At 67.3% G+C, this 17,463-nt stretch carries 16 protein-coding genes; 3 read left to right on the top strand and 13 right to left on the bottom strand.

Translation table 11 applies throughout. The features are described 5' to 3' along the window. Window position 1: 1 nt before the first annotated feature. Both nirD and CFE50_RS09315 read left to right on the top strand, forming a co-directional pair. A complete protein-coding gene (gene nirD / locus CFE50_RS09320) occupies window positions 2-358 on the top strand; it encodes a nitrite reductase small subunit NirD (protein ID WP_241807658.1) in 357 nt (118 codons plus the stop codon). A gap of 502 nt (window positions 359-860) precedes the next feature. Further along, the gene (locus CFE50_RS09315) at window positions 861-1,070 is read left to right on the top strand and encodes a hypothetical protein (protein WP_007159560.1); all 210 of its coding nucleotides are present in this window, start codon (window positions 861-863) and stop codon (window positions 1,068-1,070) included. Window positions 1,071-1,074: 4 nt separating this feature from the next. Here CFE50_RS09315 and CFE50_RS09310 read toward each other — a convergent pair whose 3' ends face one another. From CFE50_RS09310 to CFE50_RS09290, 5 genes are all read right to left on the bottom strand, one after another. Beyond that, a complete protein-coding gene (locus CFE50_RS09310) occupies window positions 1,075-3,615 on the bottom strand; it encodes a bifunctional diguanylate cyclase/phosphodiesterase (RefSeq protein ID WP_286732921.1) in 2,541 nt (846 codons plus the stop codon). A 160-nt stretch (window positions 3,616-3,775) separates the two neighbouring features. After that, a complete protein-coding gene (locus CFE50_RS09305; RefSeq protein ID WP_027597115.1) occupies window positions 3,776-4,360 on the bottom strand; it encodes a DUF4136 domain-containing protein in 585 nt (194 codons plus the stop codon). A gap of 61 nt (window positions 4,361-4,421) precedes the next feature. Further along, the gene (locus CFE50_RS09300; RefSeq protein ID WP_286732920.1) at window positions 4,422-5,033 is read right to left on the bottom strand and encodes a DUF4136 domain-containing protein; all 612 of its coding nucleotides are present in this window, start codon (window positions 5,031-5,033) and stop codon (window positions 4,422-4,424) included. A 47-nt stretch (window positions 5,034-5,080) separates the two neighbouring features. Further along, window positions 5,081-5,836 carry a methyltransferase domain-containing protein gene (locus CFE50_RS09295; protein ID WP_241807654.1) on the bottom strand — a complete coding sequence of 252 codons (756 nt, stop codon included), beginning with the start codon at window positions 5,834-5,836 and terminating at the stop codon, window positions 5,081-5,083. Further along, a complete protein-coding gene (locus CFE50_RS09290) occupies window positions 5,833-6,138 on the bottom strand; it encodes a nucleotide pyrophosphohydrolase (RefSeq protein ID WP_007159555.1) in 306 nt (101 codons plus the stop codon). The genes CFE50_RS09295 and CFE50_RS09290 overlap by 4 nt, the downstream gene beginning before the upstream one ends. Before the next feature lie 142 nt (window positions 6,139-6,280). On the opposite strand from CFE50_RS09290, the gene CFE50_RS09285 reads away from it, so the two are divergent. Then, window positions 6,281-7,399: a hypothetical protein gene (locus tag CFE50_RS09285; protein ID WP_286732918.1), complete on the top strand. Its 1,119-nt coding sequence runs from the start codon at window positions 6,281-6,283 to the stop codon at window positions 7,397-7,399. A gap of 244 nt (window positions 7,400-7,643) precedes the next feature. On the opposite strand, the gene CFE50_RS09280 is transcribed toward CFE50_RS09285, so the two are convergent. The 8 genes from CFE50_RS09280 to CFE50_RS09245 form a co-directional block, all read right to left on the bottom strand. Beyond that, window positions 7,644-8,063, bottom strand: coding sequence for a GNAT family acetyltransferase (locus CFE50_RS09280; protein ID WP_286732917.1), 420 nt, complete (start codon window positions 8,061-8,063; stop codon window positions 7,644-7,646). Window positions 8,064-8,292: 229 nt separating this feature from the next. After that, complete coding sequence (locus CFE50_RS09275; RefSeq protein ID WP_037007201.1) at window positions 8,293-9,318, bottom strand: peptide ABC transporter ATP-binding protein; 1,026 nt, start codon at window positions 9,316-9,318, stop codon at window positions 8,293-8,295. Then, entirely contained in the window at window positions 9,305-10,336 is a 1,032-nt protein-coding gene (locus CFE50_RS09270) for an ABC transporter ATP-binding protein (protein ID WP_007159551.1), read from the bottom strand. The genes CFE50_RS09275 and CFE50_RS09270 overlap by 14 nt, the downstream gene beginning before the upstream one ends. After that, entirely contained in the window at window positions 10,333-11,244 is a 912-nt protein-coding gene (locus CFE50_RS09265; protein ID WP_027602553.1) for an ABC transporter permease subunit, read from the bottom strand. The genes CFE50_RS09270 and CFE50_RS09265 overlap by 4 nt, the downstream gene beginning before the upstream one ends. Window positions 11,245-11,266: 22 nt before the next feature. Further along, window positions 11,267-12,277 (bottom strand): ABC transporter permease subunit, encoded by a 1,011-nt coding sequence (locus CFE50_RS09260; protein WP_007159549.1) that lies wholly within the window; start codon window positions 12,275-12,277, stop codon window positions 11,267-11,269. 360 nt (window positions 12,278-12,637) lie between these two features. Beyond that, window positions 12,638-14,056 carry an OprD family outer membrane porin gene (locus tag CFE50_RS09255; RefSeq protein ID WP_286732913.1) on the bottom strand — a complete coding sequence of 473 codons (1,419 nt, stop codon included), beginning with the start codon at window positions 14,054-14,056 and terminating at the stop codon, window positions 12,638-12,640. Between the two features lie 145 nt (window positions 14,057-14,201). Beyond that, on the bottom strand, window positions 14,202-15,794 hold the full coding sequence (locus tag CFE50_RS09250) for an ABC transporter substrate-binding protein (protein ID WP_286732911.1): 1,593 nt from the start codon (window positions 15,792-15,794) through the stop codon (window positions 14,202-14,204). Between the two features lie 42 nt (window positions 15,795-15,836). Then, the gene (locus CFE50_RS09245; protein ID WP_286732909.1) at window positions 15,837-17,435 is read right to left on the bottom strand and encodes an ABC transporter substrate-binding protein; all 1,599 of its coding nucleotides are present in this window, start codon (window positions 17,433-17,435) and stop codon (window positions 15,837-15,839) included. Window positions 17,436-17,463 lie beyond the last annotated feature (28 nt).

Raw genomic sequence — 17,463 nt, 5'->3', positions numbered from 1 at the left:
CATGACCCAGACCACTACCGCGCGTGCCCTGGAACCCCGCTGGCAACCCCTGTGCAGCCTGGCCGATCTGGTCCCCCAGTCCGGCGTGGTGGCCCTGCACGAGGGCGAGCAGGTAGCGCTGTTCTACCTGCCGGAGACCGAGCAGAAGGTCTTCGCCGTGGGCAACCGCGACCCCAAGTCCGGCGCCAACGTCATCGGCCGCGGCATCGTCGGCCAGCTGGGCCAGGATCTGGTGATCGCCTCGCCGCTGTACAAGCAGCACTTCCGCCTGGCGGACGGCGGCTGCCTGGAGTACCCCGAGCAGGCCCTGCCCACCTGGGCGGTGCGGCTGAACGGCGAGCGGGTGGAGATCGCCTGAAGCGACTCGACCCTCACCCCAACCCTCTCCCGGCGGGAGAGGGGGCGTTCCGGCGTGGGGCGGGGCTTGGCGCGTAGCCTGGATAATGGCGCAGCCTTGTCCGGAAACGGCCAAGGCGATGTCAGGTCACCCTCACCCCAACCCTCTCCCCGAGGGAGAGGGGGCAGTCCGGGGTGGGGCGGGCCTTCGCGCGTAGCCTGGACAACGGCGCAGCCTTGTCCGGGAATGGCCAAGGCGATGCCAGGTGACCCTCACCCCAACCCTCTCCCCGAGGGAGAGGGGGCAGTCCGGGGTGGGGCGGGCCTTCGCGCGTAGCCTGGACAACGGCGCAGCCTTGTCCGGATTCTCCGCCGAACACCCCATCCCCACTGTTGCAGCTGCCGCAGTGCACCTTTGCGCAATCGGGACCTGCGCGGGGCGGCGAAATGACTGCCAAGGGTCGATACTCAAGGAGCGGGGACGCTGTCTGCCGATCCTGGCAATCGCCTCGCGGGAGGACACCATGCGCCTGACAAGAACAATTCGCTCCGCGCTGTTCATCGCCCTGCTTCTGGCCCTGGCCGCCATCGCCCTGCTGGAGGGCTGGCGCGCGCAACCGGTGGGCGAACCCACGCTGCGCGCCGATCCGGTCTGTACCCATGGCTATGCGCCCTATGGCTGCTATCCGGTACCGGCCCGCGGGGGCGATCTGGGGTGGCTGGAGCGCCTCTAGGTCGTCATCCCGGCCGCTGTTCGGTAGCCAGCAGCAACGCCAGGTCGTTGACCGCCAGGACCGGGCCGAACAGCGGGCCCTGGACCTCGTCGCAGTGCTGCGCCCGCAGCCAGTCCAGCTGGACCGGCGTCTCCACGTCTGTCGCCGCCACCCGCAGGCCCAGGGTCCGTCCGAGGCCGATCAGGGCCTGGGCGATGGCGGCATCGGCAGGCTGGTCTTCCAGACGAGCGACGAGACGGCTATCCAGACTGATGCCATCCAGCACGGACTGGCGCAGCGCCTCGAGGCCGCCGGAGCCGCTGCCGAAGTCGGCCAGGCTCAGGCGCACGCCCAAGGCCTTGAGCGCCTGCAGCTGAGTGAGAGACACGTCTTCCGCCTGCAACAAGGCCTCGGGCACTTGCAGCTCCAGGCGTCCCGCTGCCAGACCACTCGTCTGCAGGGCGCTGGCGACCGCCTCCACCAGGGCCTCGGCATCGGCGCACTGGCGCGCCGACAGACTGATGACCAGCCGCAGCGGCACGGGCCAGGCCGCGGCGGCGCGACAGGCGCCGTCCAGCAGCCACGGCCCCAGGGCCACGCTGAGTCCGGTCTCTTCGGCCAGCGGCAGGAAGGCGGCGGGCGGCAGCAGACCGCGCAGCGGATGGGCCCAGTGCAGCTGGACCTCGACGCCGCTCAGGTCACCCGTGGCGACGCCTCTGCGCGGCAGGTAGCCCAGGCGCAGCTGGTCGAGCGCCAGCGCCTGGCGCAACTCCTGCTCCAGATCCCGCCGCTGGCTGAGCTGGGCGTCCATCGCCGGCGCATGAAAGCACCAGCCGTTGCGACCCGCGGCCTTGGCCTGGTAGAGCGCGATATCCGCCAGACGCAGCAGGTCCTCGACCTGGGTGGCCTGGTCCGGGGCCTGGGCGATGCCAATGCTGGTGCCGACGCTGACCGACTGCTCCTCCAGCAGAATCGGCCGACCAATGGCGTTTACCAGGCGGGCACAGATCTGGTCGACCGTCGCCACGTCCAGGTGACCGAGCAACACCACGATGAATTCGTCGCCGCCCAGGCGCGCCACCAGGCCGCCGGGCCTCAGACTGGCCTGCAGGCGCCGGGCGATTTCCTGCAGCACCCGATCGCCGGCGGCGTGGCCGAGGCTGTCGTTGACCGGCTTGAAGCGATCCAGGTCCAGGCTGAGCAGCGTCAGCGGCGTTCTGGATTGCGCCAGTTTGCGTGCCAGGTAGTGCTGCAATTGCAACCGGTTGGCCAAGCCGGTCAGGCTGTCGTGCTGCGACAGATGTTCGATTTCCGCCTGGGCATTGACCGCGGCGGTGATGTCGCTGGCGGTACCGCGAAAGCCGGCGCCCTCGGGCAGCGGCCGGGCGGTGATCTCGCAGACCCGGGCGTGACCCTGGCGGTCGCGGTAGTGGCAGCGCAGCACCTGACGCTCGTCGCGCTGGTGAACGTTGTTCTGGAGCCAGTTGGCCAGGCGGGTGGTCTCGCTGCTGAACAGCTCCGTGAGCGGCCGGCCGAGCCAGCTGCCGGGCGCATGGCCGGTGATGCGGGCGAAGCGTTCGGAGAGATAGGTGATACGGCCTGCGGCGTCGCTTTCCCAGAGCCAGTCGGAGGCGGCCTCGGCGAGTTCGCGAAAGCGGCTTTCGCTGCGGCTCAGTTCGGCCTGGCTGGCGACCAGGGCATCGAATTGCCGGTCGAGCTGGCGGGCCGAATTCAGCGCATGACGGATCAGCAGGGCCAGCACCAGCCCGAGCAGCAGCACCCCGGCCAGAAAGATCGGCAGGGTGCGGCGCAGGAGCTGGGCACCGGGTTGCGGCGGTTGCCAGTTGAGCAGCAGCGGCGAATCCAGAAACTGCAGGTATTGGTGATCGGCGAGGGGCGCCCGCGACGCCTCGAGTCGCGGCAGGCCATAGGTGTCGCTGAGATGGGCCAGGGTGTCCGGATCGAGCACGTTGACGAACAGCATCACCGAGGGCGCGCCGGGGCCAGGGGCCACGCTGTAGCTCGCGCCCGGCGTTATGGTGGCCGCGGCGACCAGCGCCGGGACGCCGCCCACGCTCAGCACCCGGACCAGGCTTTCGGTCTCGCCGGGGCGCTGGCGGGTCTCCGCCAGCAGACCGGCCAGATCGCCTTCGAGCCATTGCGCCGCCGCGCGCTCGGTCGGCCGGCCATCGATCACCGCGTAGACGGTCCGGTCCTGCGGATCCAGTACGAAGACCCCGTTGTAGCCGTAGAGCTCATAGGGGATGTCGCCGACGTTGCGCTCGTCGTTGGCCCAGAACAGATCGACCGTCAGGTGCAGGTGCTTGTAGGCCTCGCCCCACTTGGCGTAGTTGATGATGTTGTGGCCGATTTCGTTTTCCACCTGCACCAGGGTGCGCTCGATATAGGTGCGGGCGCGTTGCTGGACGTCGGCGTCCTGGCTGGTGGCGGTCCTGATCAGCAGGTAGCAGCCGAGGCCGAGCAGGATCGGCAGGGCGCAGATGACCGGAAAGAGGCGCAGCAGCAGATTGTGGCTGCGGCGGGTGGCGATGGGCGTGGACGTCATGATCAACCTGGGCGGCGCTGGAGACAGTCAGGTTCCCCGCAAGCGGGCCACAGACGACGCGCGGGGTACCTGGCCAGAGGCCATTATCCGTTACCGCCCAGCGGCCGTCTGCTCAGCGTCGGACCGGGGGCAGCCAAGAGCCGCCCGGACGGTCAACCGCTCAAGGCCGCGGCGGATAGCTGACGAGCAGGTCGCCGATCAGCCGGCTGAAGGCGGCGCTGCGCTGGGCCGGGGTGGCGTTCTGGTCGTCCAGCAGGCGCTCTTCGCTGGCGCGCCAGACCAGCTTGCCGTCACGGCCATCGAGCATGTCGAGTTGCACCGTCATCACCGGGTAGGTGACGGTCTGGGTGCGCACATAGCTCGGCCCCCAGGGACCGGGACCCCAGGCGGAGCCCCAGGGGCCACCCCAGCCCGGGCCCCAGTAGGGATCGGCATAGCTGAAGCTCTGCTGGCGCTGATCGAGGATCACATAGAGCTTGATCTTCAGATCCGGGCGCGCGCCGGCCGGTGCGGGACGCAGCCCGCGCTGGTCGAGCCCGCTGCTGACCGAATCGCGCAGGCGCTGTTCGGTGAGATCGCTGCGCACGCGCGGATCGTTGGGGCGGTACTCGATGGCGGGATCCGCCCAGCCCCAGCTGCGATAGGCGGCGAAGTCGCGGCTGGCGTCATAGTCCAGATTGCGCGGACCGCGCTCGGCGCAGGCCGCCAGCAAGAGGACCGCAAGCAGCAGAAGGCAACGTTTCATGGGCGATCCTCTGGGTCAGGGGACTAGTCTGCTTGGACTGGCTTAAGGGCGACTTATCGCATCAGCTCGGCGGATAGTTGGCCAGCAGGCGGCGGGTGGTGTCCCTCAGGGTACGCGCGCGTTCGCCGCTGTTGCCACCGTTGGCCTGCTCGGCGGCCGAATGCCAGAGCACCTGGCCCGTGGCGGGATCGAGCAATTCCACCTCCAGCACGTCGACCAGAAAGGTCCGGGTGCGGGTCCGCGCCTGGCCGACGCTGGCGCCATAGCCCGGGCCGTAGCCATAGGGCCCGTAGCCGCCGTAGCCATAGCCGGTGTCGTAGTAGTCGGTGTATTGCTCGCTGCGCTGCTGCTGAGTAAGGCGGGCCCGCACCTGCAGATCGGCGCGGGCACCGCCAAGGGCCGGCCGCAGTCCGCGCTGGTCGAGACCGTCGGCCACCGCCTGCTGCACGGTCTGGCCATCCAGGCCGCCGCTGACCACGGCGGCGCCGGGGGCCCAGCGCCAGGTGCGATAGCGACTCCAGTCACGCGGTGCCGGCGGATAGGCCGCCGGATCCTGCTGCGGCAGCACTGGCACCGAGGCTTCCGGCAGGCTGCTGGCGACATAGGGATTGGGCGTCTGGCAACCGGCCAGGGCGAGCAGCGCGAGCGACAGGCAGAGCAGGGGGCGACGCATGACCGGTTCCTCGAAGGAATGCTGGCCAGAGCATACCGCGCCCGGGGCTATCCTGCCTTAGCTTGGCAGAGCCAATGCAGATAGCGGCCGAGACCGGCGAAGGCCGGGTGCCGTCGATGGGTCAGTTCCATGGCCACCAGCTCTTCGCCCGCGGCGCGCGCCTGGAATTCCGGCGGCATGTAGTCATGGAAGACCCGTACGCCACTGCGCGCCCGGATCCGCCAGTCCGGCGCCAGCCAGGCCTCGACCTCGCGCGGGTCCAGCGGTTGTTGCGGGGTGAGGCCGCGTTGGCCCGCGCCGGCGTATTCACCCTGCCTGAGTTTGCGAAAGTGCCCCTTGAGCAGATTGCGATAGATCAGGGCGTCGCGGTTGTAGAAGGCCAGCGACAGCCAGCCGTCCGGCGCCAGGCAGCGTTGCAGGGTCGGCAGGATCGCCGTGGGCGTCTCCAGCCATTCCAGCACCGCGTGGCAGAGCACCAGATCGAAGGGTTCGGCGAAGGCGGGCAGTTCCTGCCAGGGCAGCGCCAGCCAGTCGGCGTCGACTCCGGCGGCGGCGAAGGCGTCCTGGGCTCCCGCCAGCATGGGCGCCGAGGGCTCGGCCAGGGTCACCCTATGGCCCTGCTGCGCCAGCCAGAGACTCATGTGGCCGAGACCGGCGCCGATGTCCAGCACCCGCAGCGGGCGCGGGGGCAGTACCTCGTCAAGGTCGGCCTGCAGCACCGCCAGGCGGATGGCGCCCTTGGTGCCGCCATAGATGTTGGCGGCGAAACGGGTGGCGCGGTCGTCGAAGAAGGTATCGCTCACGGCAGGAAGCGCCTCTCGTTGTCGGCCAGCTTGGCCAGCACCGCCTGTTCCACGTCCAGCTCCAGTTCGCTGCCCAGTTGCAGCAGATAGAGCAGCACGTCGGCGATTTCCTGGCCGGCGTGCTCGCGCTCGGCGGCGCTCAGGGCGCGGGCTTCGACATCGCTCTTCCACTGGAAGATCTCCACCAGCTCGGCCATCTCTACGCTGGCGGCCATCGCCAGATTCTTGGGGTTGTGATAGCGCCGCCAGGCGTTGGCATCGCGGATCGCGTGCAGGCGGGTGAGCAGGGCGGGGAGGTCCATGGGCGTCCGGGGGTCGAAAAAAAGCCATTCTCCCATGGCTGGTCGCGTGGGCGGCAGTGGCTCGTCCGCCGAACCGCAAGACAGCCTGGCGCCGCTGCTCTACCCTGGGCGCAACACCGATACGCTGGCTGCGGGAGCCCTGATGAAAGCTTGCCTGACCGGACTGGGGTTGGCGCTGCTGTTGACCACCGGCGTCGCCCATGCCGAAAAATTGCTGCTGGAAGGCACCCTGGGCCAGGCCCGGGTGGTGGTGGAATTCGACCCCACCGCCAACGACGAGGCCTATGGGCGCTATTTCTACGACCGCTATCGCCGCGACCTGCGCCTGAGCGGTCCGGCCCAGCCGGGCGACCGGCTGGAGCTGGAGGAGGGTGCGCCCTGGCAGGAAGGCGCCAAGGCCAGCTGGTCGCTGACGCGCGGCACCGACGGTCGCTGGACCGGCAGCTGGAGCGGAGCCGGCAAGACCCTGCCCCTCGCCCTGGCGCCGCTGCACCTGGCGCAGCCCGCCGCGGACGATCGCTATCGGCAGAAACTGCGCCGGGACGATCCCTACGAATATCGCCGCCTGCAGGGACTCCAGCTGGAACCGGGCGAGCGCCAGACCTTCATGGGGCGTGAGCTGCGCGGGTGGCGCGAGCCGGTCTCGGGCATGCAGCTGTTTACCGTGGAGGGTGCCAGCGAGGCGGCCAATGCCGTGCTGCGCGACCGCCTCTGGGCGGAGGTGGACGCCCATCTGAGCTGCATCGGCCCTGACGGTGAGCACAGCCTGCAGGTGACCCCGCAGTTGCTCACCGAGCGGGTACTCAGCGTCAATCTGTTCAGCCAGTACAGTTGCAGCGGCGCGGCCCACCCGGATTTCGGCAGCGCGCCCCTGACCCTGGATCTCCAGACCGGCCAGGAGCTGGCGCTGGAAGACGTTCTCTGGCTGGGTCATGGCCAGCCGCTCCGCCCGCAGCCGGAAGATCGCTATTCCCAGGCCCTGGCGGACTATCGGGAACAGACCCTGGCACCCTGGGTGATCGGGCTGTTCACCCGCCTGTATCCAGAGCTGATGCAGGCGCCGGCCGATGGCGACGGCTGCGATTATCGCAGCGCCGACGTCTGGCAATTCGCGCCCTGGTACCTGACGCCCAAGGGCCTCTACCTCGGCCCGACCTTCTTCCGCGCCGCCCGCAACTGCGACGAACCCGGCGGCACCCTGGTGCCCTACGCCGAGGTCCGCAAGCATCCGGGGCCCTTGGTGGACCTGCTGCCACGCTAGGTCGCATGTGGGTACCGGGTAATGTTGGGCTTCGACGATAGAGCCGTCTCAACCCAACCTACAAGACCAGTCGTAGCGCGGCGAATTGCATGGCGTTTTCACCGGGAAGGAAGGTCCCGCGTGGGTAAGGCTGCGCCGTTACCCACCCTACTGTCAGCTGTCAGTCCGTAGCGTGGAAAACCGCGAAGCGTTTTCCACTGGGCATTGAGTATCGGCAGCGGACAGGGTTTCGCCTCCTTCGACTCTAGTCGTCGGCGATCAGCCGTTTGCCCAGGGTGACGACCTCGGCCTCCACATAACCCAAGGCCGCATAGAAACCGAGGATCGCCGCGTTGTCCCGGCGCACCATCAGCTGCAGCTTGGGGCAGCCGCGCTCGGTGAGCAGCTGTTCGGCGGTCGCCACTAGCCGCCGGGCATGGCCGCGGCGCTGGTGGGCGGGGGCCACCGCCAGGTAGTAGAGCCAGCCGCGATGGCCATCGGTGCCGACCATGGCACTGGCCATCAACGTACCGTCCACCTCGCCCACCAGGAACAGCTCCGGTTGCTCAGCCAGCTTGCGCTCGATGTCACGGTGGGGATCGTTCCAGGGGCGGGTCAGGCCACAGGTCTGCCAGAGGCTGACCACGGCCTCGGTGTCGGCGGGCTGGAAGGGGCGGATGTGCATGGGAAGTCCGGCAGCGGGATGAAGCCCGAAGATAACAGGTGCATTCGAGGATGCTGCTGGCTTGAACGGCTCCATCGCGGCCATGGCGGTGCGCCGTAGCGACCGCTCCTACGGGCTCTGATCACCATGTAGGAGCGGCCCATGGCCGCGATAAGAGAGTTGCTGCTACGTACCAGCGTCAGTGAGTAGGTTGGATTGATCGCCAGCGAAGCCCAACGGCCCCGGTGGCCTAGAGAAAATTCTCCGCGTAGTGGCAGGCCACCTGGCGGGCTTCCACGTTGCGCAGCGCCGGGACCTCGGTCTTGCACTTTTCCGTCGCATAGGGGCAGCGACGGTGGAAAACGCAACCGGGTGGCGGATCCAGCGGATTGGGCAGTTCGCCCTGGATGCGGATGCGCGGCTTGCTCGGGTCCGGGTGCAGACTCGGGGTGGCCGACAGCAGCATCTGGGTATAGGGATGCAGGGGCCGCTCGAACAGCAGGTCGCGACTGGTCTTTTCGACGATGCAGCCCAGGTACATCACCATCACCTCGTCGGCGATGTGGCGCACCACCGAGAGGTTGTGGGAGATGAACACATAGGCGGTCCGGTACTGCTGCTGCAGATCCATGAACAGGTTGAGCACCTGCGCCTGGATGGACACGTCCAGCGCCGAGGTCGGCTCGTCCGCCACCAGCACCTTGGGCTGCAGCATCATGGCGCGGGCCACGGCGATGCGCTGGCGCTGGCCGCCGGAGAACATGTGCGGATAGCGCTGGTAGTGCTCCGGCCGCAAGCCCACCTGCTGCATCATCGCCTGCACCTTCTCGCGCCTTTCGGTGCGCGACAGGCTGGTGTTGATCTGCAGCGGCTCGGCCAGCTGGTCGCCGATCTTGCGCCGCGGATTGAGCGAGGCGTAGGGATTCTGGAACACCATCTGCACCTCGCGGCGCAGTTCCTTACGGCGGGCGGCGTCGGCCTGGGCCACGTCCTGGCCGCCGATGACCAGGCTGCCGGCGGTGGGCTGCTCGATCAGGGTCAGGGCGCGGGCCAGGGTGGACTTGCCACAGCCCGACTCACCCACCACGGCCAGGGTGCGCCCGGCCTGGAGGTCGAAGGAGACGCCGTTGAGCGCCTTGACCGTGGCGCTGTCCTTGAACAGCCCGCGGGAGATTTGATAGTGCTGGGTCAGGCCCTTGGCTTCGAGCACGAGGTGCTCGGGCGCCTGCTCCGGGGTGGTGGAGCGGGCGAGGACGGTGGCTTCAGACGGCGCCATGGCGATCCTCCGGCAACTGGCTGGGACGTTGATGTTCGGGCAGCACCTCGGGGGCTTCGCCCGGGGCGACGTTGCGCGGGAAGAAGCAGCGCACCGCACCGCGGTCATAGGGCTCCAGCGCCGGGCGCTCCTGGCAGCGCGGCTGCACATAGGGGCAGCGCGGACTGAGCAGGCAGCCGGCTGGCCGGTCATAGCGACCGGGCACGATGCCGGGCAGGGTGTGCAGGCGATCCGTCTGGCTGTGCTCGGGGATGGCCGCCAGCAGGGCTTCGGTATAGGGATGGGCGGGGGCATCGAACAGCGTCGGCACCACGCCTTTCTCCACCGCTTGGCCGGCGTACATCACCACCACGCGCTGGGCGGTCTCGGCCACCACGGCGAGGTCGTGGGTGATGAGGATCAGACCCATGCCCTCGTCCCGCTGCAGATTGACCAAGAGCTCCATGATCTGCGCCTGGATCGTCACGTCCAGGGCGGTGGTGGGTTCGTCGGCAATCAGCAGGCGCGGCTCGGCGGCGATGGCCATGGCGATGGCGACGCGCTGGCTCATGCCCCCGGACAGCTGGTGCGGATAGGCGCCGAGACGACTGGCCGCGGCCGGGATCTCGACCTTTTCCAGCAGCTCCAGGGCGCGCTGGCGAGCGGCGCGACCCTTGAGACCCAGGTGCTGGCGGATCACCTCTTCCAGCTGGAAGCCCACGGTGTAGCTGGGGTTGAGCGCCGTCATTGGGTCCTGGAAAACCATCGACAGCTCCTTGCCGATCAGGTGCCGCCGGCGGCGGCCCTTGAGGCTGAGCAGGTCCTGACCGTCGAAGGCCAGGCGGTCGGCGGTGATGCGCCCGGGGTGATCGATCAGACCCATCACGGCCATCATGGTCACCGACTTGCCGGAGCCGGATTCGCCGACGATGGCGACGATCTCGCCCTGATCCACCGTGAGATCGAGGCCTTCCACCACCGGCGGGGCGTCGGCGCCGCCGAAGCGCACCGAGAGGTTCTGGATTTCGAGGAGGCTCATGACTGCACCTTCAGACGCGGATCGAGGGCATCGCGCAGGCCGTCGCCCATCAGGTTGATGGCCAGCACGGTGAAGAGGATGGCGAGACCCGGCAGGGTCACCACCCACCAGGCGCGCTCGATGTAGTCGCGGGCCGAGGCCAGCATGGTGCCCCACTCGGGAGTGGGCGGCTGCACGCCGAGGCCGAGGAAGCCCAGGGCGGCGGCATCGAGGATCGCCGAGGAAAAGCTCAGGGTCGCCTGGACGATCAGCGGCGCCATGCAGTTGGGCAGCACGCTGACGAACATCAGCCGCAGGGTGCCGGCGCCGGCCAGCCGCGAGGCGGTGACGTAGTCGCGGTGCAGTTCGCCCATCACCGCGGCGCGGGTCAGGCGCACATAGGACGGCAGCGAGACGATGGCGATGGCCACCACGGTGTTGATCAGGCCTGGGCCGAGGATGGCGACGATGGCCACGGCCAGCAGCAGCGAGGGCAGCGCCAGCATGATGTCCATCAGGCGCATGATCACCGGACCGGCGCGATTGGGCGAGAAGCCGGCGACCAGGCCGAGCAGGATGCCGGGGATCAGCGAGAAGACCACCGAGGCCAGGCCGATCAGCAGCGACAGCCGGGCGCCGTGGATCAGTCGGCTGAGCAGGTCACGCCCCAACTCGTCGGTGCCCAGCGGGAACTGGCTGTTGCCACCGTCCAGCCACAGTGGCGGCGTGAGCATGAAGTCGCGGAACTGCTCGCTGGGCGCATGGGGGGCGACCCAGGGCGCGAAGAGCGCGCAGAACACCACGATGACCATGAAGATCAGCCCGCCGAGGGCGCCCTTGTTGCGGGCGAAGGCGTGCCAGAACTCCTTGAAGGGGGAGGGGTAGAGGGCGCTCGGGTCTTGAGCGGCCGGGGTGTTTACCGTTGTCATAGGCTCTGTCCGTATGGGCGCATCAACGCTGGTGGCGGATGCGCGGATTGACCAGGCCGTAGAGGATGTCCACGACGAAATTGACCAGGATGACCAGGGTGGCGATCAGCAGGATGCCGTTCTGCACCACCGGGTAGTCCCGGGCGCCGATGGCCTCGATCAGCCACTTGCCGATGCCGGGCCAGGAAAAGATGGTCTCGGTGAGCACCGCGCCGGAGAGCAGGCTGCCGACCTGTAGGCCGAGTACGGTCAGCACCGGGATCAGGGCGTTGCGCAGGGCGTGGACGAAGACCACCCGCTTGGGCGACAGGCCCTTGGCGCGGGCGGTGCGCACATAGTCCTCGCGCAGCACCTCGAGCATGGCCGAGCGGGTCATGCGCGCGATCACCGCCAGCGGAATGGTGCCCACCACGATGGCCGGCAGGATCAGGTGCTTGAGGGCATCGACGAAGGCGCCGGGCTCGTCGGAGAGCAGGGTGTCGATGAGCATGAAGCCGGTGCGCGGCGGGATGTCGTAGAGCAGGTCCAGACGGCCGGAGACCGGGGTCCAGCCGAGCTGCACCGAGAACAGCATGATCAGCAGCAGGCCCCACCAGAAGATCGGCATGGAGTAGCCGGTCAGGGCCACGCCCATCACCCCGTGGTCCACCGTGGAGCCGCGCCTGAGGGCGGCGATGATGCCGGCCAGCACGCCGAACACCGTGGCGAACAGCATGGCCGCCACCGAGAGTTCCAGGGTGGCCGGGAACAGGGTCAGGAATTCGTCCCAGACCCCGACGCGGCTGCGCAGGGATTCGCCGAGGTTGCCTTGGGCGAGATTGCCGATGTAGTCGAAATACTGCTGGTACAGGGGCTTGTCGAGGCCCAGGCGGTGCATGGCTTCGGCGTGCATCTGCGGATCGACGCGGCGTTCGCCCATCATGACTTCCACCGGATCGCCGGGGATGAGGCGGATCAGGGCGAAGGTCAGCAGGGTGACGCCAAAGAACGTCGGTATCAGCAGCCCGAAGCGACGGGCGATGAAGGCGAGCATCGGAGGGGGTATCTCCTCTTGAGGCTGATCAAGACGGCGCGAGTACGTGCCCGGCCGCGTTTTTAAGTGAAAGCCCGCTCAAAAGCCCGCAGGCTTTTGATCTGACTCTCAGACCTTGTGGGTCCGGATTCATCCCTGCGCGGACCGTCCTGGTCCGCGACGAACGAGGACTGCCAGAGGCAGGCTGGTTCGGTCCTACGAATAGGTTCGAAGAGCGCTCTGGGCCAGCGCTCCAAACCCGGCAGACTACCACGTTGCCACGGCCGTCGATATCCTCGACATGGCCAGGGCTTCGCCGGTGTTCGCGACGCGATCCCGGCGAGATGCCGGGCGCTGCACGAAATCCGCCGGGTTTCGTCATCACAGCAGGTTGAACGGCAGGGTGGAGACCAGCCGCAGCTCCTTGACGTTGCCGTCGACCTGGTTCTGGCTGGCGCGGTGATCGGTCAGCAGCAGGCGGAAGCGACTGTCCTTGAGCGTGCCCTGCTGCACCTTGTAGGTGGTGACCAGGCCGATCTCGTGGTGCTTCTCGCCATCCTGCTGCAGGACCTCGGCATAGTTGGCGTACTTGCCGGCGCCGGCGTCGTAGTGGGTGCCGTCGATGTCCCAACCCTTGGCGTACCAGACGCCGGTGCTCAGGCCAGGCACGCCGAAGTAGCTCCAGTCGGTCTCGTAGCGGATCTGCAGCGACTTCTCGTTGGGACCGTTGTAGTCCGAGACCAGGGAGTTGGCCAGGTAGATGGCCGCGGTCTCGTGGGCGTAGTCGAAGTACTCGTTGCCGTCGATCTGCTGGTAGGCCAGGGTCAGGCTGTGGGCCTGGTGGCTGCCGGTGAACGCCAGACTCCAGGCGGTGTTGTCGATGTCGCCGGCCTTGGCGCTGCCGGCGTCGACGGTGCGATAGGCGTTGGCCACCGCCTTCCAGGCAAAGGTGTCGAGCGAGCCGCCGGCCTGGGTCACGCTCAGGAAGTACTGGTTCCAGACGTCTTCGAAGTTGGCGCCATAGACGCTGACTTCCCAGCCCTGGGGCAGCTTGTAGTTGCCACCGAGAAAGCTCAGGCGGTCGGCGGTGACCTCGCGGGTGCCGTACTCGGTGGTCCACTTCTCGTCGCCGGCACCGGTCCGCGGGCTGACCCGGGTGAAGCTGCCGCCCTGCAGCGAGAGGTTGTCCCATTCGTCGCTGGTCAGGGCGAAGCCGTCGAAACCGGAGGGGAAGGGCCGGTTGTCGTTGTAGCTGATCACCGGGGTGTCGAGCATGAAACGGCCGATCTTGAGTTCGGTGTTGGAGACGCGGAAGCGCGCATCGGCGATGCCCAGCTTGGACCACTCGGCATGGCCCTCGCCCTCGGCGTTGGCCAGGGTGCGGTTGCCGCCGCCACCGATCTGGCCCTTGCCCCGCTCCAGGTTGGTGGCCTGATAGCCGGCCACGTCGATGCCGAAGCCCACCGGGCCCTGGGTGTAGCCGGAGCTGTACTTGAGCGCCGTGGCCTGGACCCAGGTATTGCGCGAGTGGGTGCGCACCCGGGTGCCGTTCTTGGTGTAGCTGAAGATCGGATCGGAGCTGGTCTCGCGGGCAAAGAAGTTACGCGTGGTCAGGGTCAGGCTGTCGTCGGCGAGGAAGCCCTTGGCGCCTTCCTGGCCCTTCACCGGCTTCTGCACGTTGGGCAGGGTCTGGACCTCGTTGGCGTAGCTGGGATCTTCCGGCGCCGGGGACTGGGCGTGGGCGGTCAGGGCCAGGGTGAGTAGCGAGAGGGCGAGGCCTCCACGGTGGACGTTGGTCATCGGCTGTGCTCCAAAGCGGTCGTTTTTCTGTTTTTCTGGGCGTTTCCGGCACGACCGAACCCGTCGCGCCGAAACACGGCGCGAGGCGGGAAAGGTCGAGGGGGCGGGCCGCCCGGGCCCGGTCGCTTACGGCATCAGGTGCCGATCAGTCGAGGGTCACCGTGGAGAAGTCGTAGACCCCCAGCGGACTCTGTACATAGCCCTGCACCTTGGGTTGCAGGACGTCGGTGAACAGCGGATGCGCCAGCGGAATCCAGGGCATCTGCTGGTGGAAGATTTGCTGGGCCTGCTCGTAGAGCGCGGTACGCTGGGCCGGGTCGTTGATGCGCTTGGCCTTTTCGATGGCGTCGTTGAAGGCCTTGTCGCACCAGAAAGCGCGGTTTTCGCCGCTTTCCGCCGCTGAGCAACTCAGGTTGTTGGTGAGGAAGTTGTCCGGGTCCCCGTTGTCGCCGGTCCAGCTCATCATCAGCAGGTCGTGCTCGCCGGCCTTGGTTCGTTTTTGGAACTCGCCCCATTCGAACTGGGTGATCTCGGCCTTGATGCCGATCTTGGCCAGGTCGCCCTGGATCAGCTGGGCCACCAGCGCCGGACTGCCGCCCGGGCCGCTGCCGGTGCTGATGTAGTACTTGAGGGTGAAGCCATCGGGATAGCCGGCTTCCTTGAGCAGCGCCTTGGCCTTTTCCACGTCATGGGGCCAGGGCTTGATGTCCTTGGCGTAGCCCAGCAGCGAAGAGGGATAGGGATTGATCGCCGCCTTGGCGCCGCCTTCGCCGAACACCGTCTTCAGGTAGTTCTGCTGATCGAAGGCCATGGCGATGGCCTGGCGCACCCGCACGTCGCTCAACGCCTTGTGCTTGGAATTCAGCGCCAGGAAGGAAGTGGTCTGGCTTTCCACCTGGGCCAGCTTGAGGCTCTTGTCCTGCTTGAGCATCGGCACGTCCTGCGGCTTGACCGTCAGGCCGATCTGGCACTCGTTGTTGCGTACCCGCTGGATGCGCACATTGGGATCCAGGGTCACTGCCAGCACCAGGCCGTCCATCTGCGGCTTCTTGCCGAAGTAGTCCGGGTTGACCTTGTAGCGGGTGTTGGAATCCTTGGCATAACGCTGGAAGACGAAGGGACCAGTGCCGATGGGCTTCTGGTTGATGTCGTCGGTCTTCTTGCTGGCCAGCAGGCTGTCGGCGTATTCCTTGGACAGGATCGAGCCGAAGGCCATGGCCAGGTCGGCCAGGAAGGGCGCCTCGGGTTGGTTGAGGGTGAAGCGCACGTGGCTGTCGTCCACCTTGTCGATGGACTTGATCAGGGTGCCCATCTCCATGGCGGCGGCATAGGGATAGCCGCTGGGAGAGAGGTTGTACCAGGGATTGTTCTTGTCGAGCATGCGCTCGAAGCTGAACACCACGTCGTCGGCGTTGAAGTCGCGCGTGGGCTTGAAGTAGTCGGTGGTGTGGAATTTCACCCCCTGGCGCAGGGCGAAGGTGTACTGCAGGCCATCCGGGGAGACCTCCCAGCTTTCCGCCAGGCCCGGCTCCAGCTCGGCGGTGCCCTGCTTGAATTCCACCAGGCGGTTGTACAGCGGGGTGGCCGAGGCGTTGAAGGTATAGCCGGAGGTGTAGCGACCCGGATCGAAGCCTTCCGGATTGGCCTCGGTGCAGACCACCAGGGGGCGTGCCAGGGCGGCATTGGCCGTCAGGCAGAGGAGGGCGGCGAGAGACAGCGAGAATAGCGGTTTGGACACGGAAGGCTCCTCGTGAAGGCCCGCGAGGCGGGCCGGACAGGGTCAGCGGTCTAGGCTTACGCCATAGAAACCGGTGACGCCGAAGGGGTTGATCTTGAAGCCCTGCACTTCTTTGCGCATGGGCTGGGACACCACCGAGTGGGCCACGGGGCTCACCGGCATCTGCTGGCGAATGAGCTGTTGCGCCTGCTCGTAGAGACGGGTGCGTTCGGCGCGATCGTTGCTGGTCTTGGCCTGCTGGATGAGGGCGTCGTAGCTCTTGTCGCACCAGCGTGCATAGTTGCTGCCGCCGATGGCGCTGCAGCCATAGAGCACGCCCAGCCAGTTGTCGGGATCGCCGTTGTCGCCGGTCCAGCCATAGGTCAGTACATCGTGTTCGCCGGCCTTGGCGCGCTTGATGTACTCACCCCATTCGTAGCTGACGATCTTGGCCTTGATGCCGACCTTGGCCCAATCCTGCTGGATCATCTGCGCCGACTGGCGGGCGTTGGGGTTGGAGGCGCGCTGCACCGTCATGGCCCAGAGCGCGACCTCGGTGCCGTCCTTGATCCCCGCCTGCTTGAGCAGCGCGCGGGCCTTGGTCGGGTCATAGGGCGCGCCCTTGATATTCTTGTCGTAGGACCACTGATTCGGCGGGATCACGTTCTGCGCGACCTGGCCGGCGCCCTGGAACACGGTGTCGACGATGGCCTGCTTGTTGATGGCCATGTCCAGGGCACGCCGCACCTCGGGCTTGTCCAGCGGCGGATGCTGGACGTTGTAGGCGAGGAAGCCGACATTGAAGCCCGGCTGCTGCAGCACCTTGAGCTGCGGATCCTGTTTCATCTCCACCAGGTCCGCCGGACGCGCATAGCCGCTCACCTGGCATTCGTTGGCCTTGAGCTTCTGCAGGCGGGTGGCGGCGTCGGGGGTGATGGCGAAGATCAGGTTGTCGAGCTTGACGTCCTCGGGCTTCCAGTAGTCCGGATTGCCCTTGAAGCGGATCACCGCATCCTTCTGGTAGCGGCTGAAGACGAAGGGGCCGGTGCCGATGGGCTGCTGGTTGAGCAGCTCGGGCTTGCCCGCCTTGAGCAATTGCGCGGCGTACTCCGCCGACTGGATGGATGCGAAGCTCATGGCCAGGTCGGCGGCAAAGGCGGCGTCGACCTTGTTCAGGGTGAAGACCACGGTGTGGTCGTCGACCTTGGCCACCTTGGCGATGTTCTGGTCCAGCCCCATGTCGGTGAAGTAGGGGAATTCCGTGGGATAGGCCTTACGGAACGGCTGCTCCTTGTCGAGCATGCGCTGGAAGGTGAAGACCACGTCGTCGGCGTTGAAGTCGCGCGTGGGCTTGAAGTAGTCGGTGGTATGGAATTTCACGCCCTGGCGCAGCTGGAAGGTATAGGTCTTGCCATCCGCGCTCACGTCCCATCGGGTCGCCAAGCCCGGCTCGAGGGTAGTGCCGCCACGCTGGAACTGCACCAGGCGGTTGAAGACCGTTTCGGCCGAGGCATCGAATTCGGTGCCCGAGGTGTATTGCGCCGGATCGAAACCAGCCGGGCTGGCTTCCGAGCAATAGACGAGATTGCTCGCCGCCTGGGCGAGCGGAGCACAGGCGAGCAGGCTCGCCGCCAGCAACGAGTAGGCGTAGGGAAGGCGCATGGGTCTCACTCCATCAGTCAAATGAACG

The sequence above is a fragment of the Pseudomonas sp. PGPPP4 genome (genome assembly GCF_002256045.1).
GTDB classification, from domain to species: domain Bacteria; phylum Pseudomonadota; class Gammaproteobacteria; order Pseudomonadales; family Pseudomonadaceae; genus Chryseomonas; species Chryseomonas oryzihabitans.
Note: the sequence above shows the minus strand (reverse complement) of the source record. Positions and strands in the feature narration are given on the sequence as shown.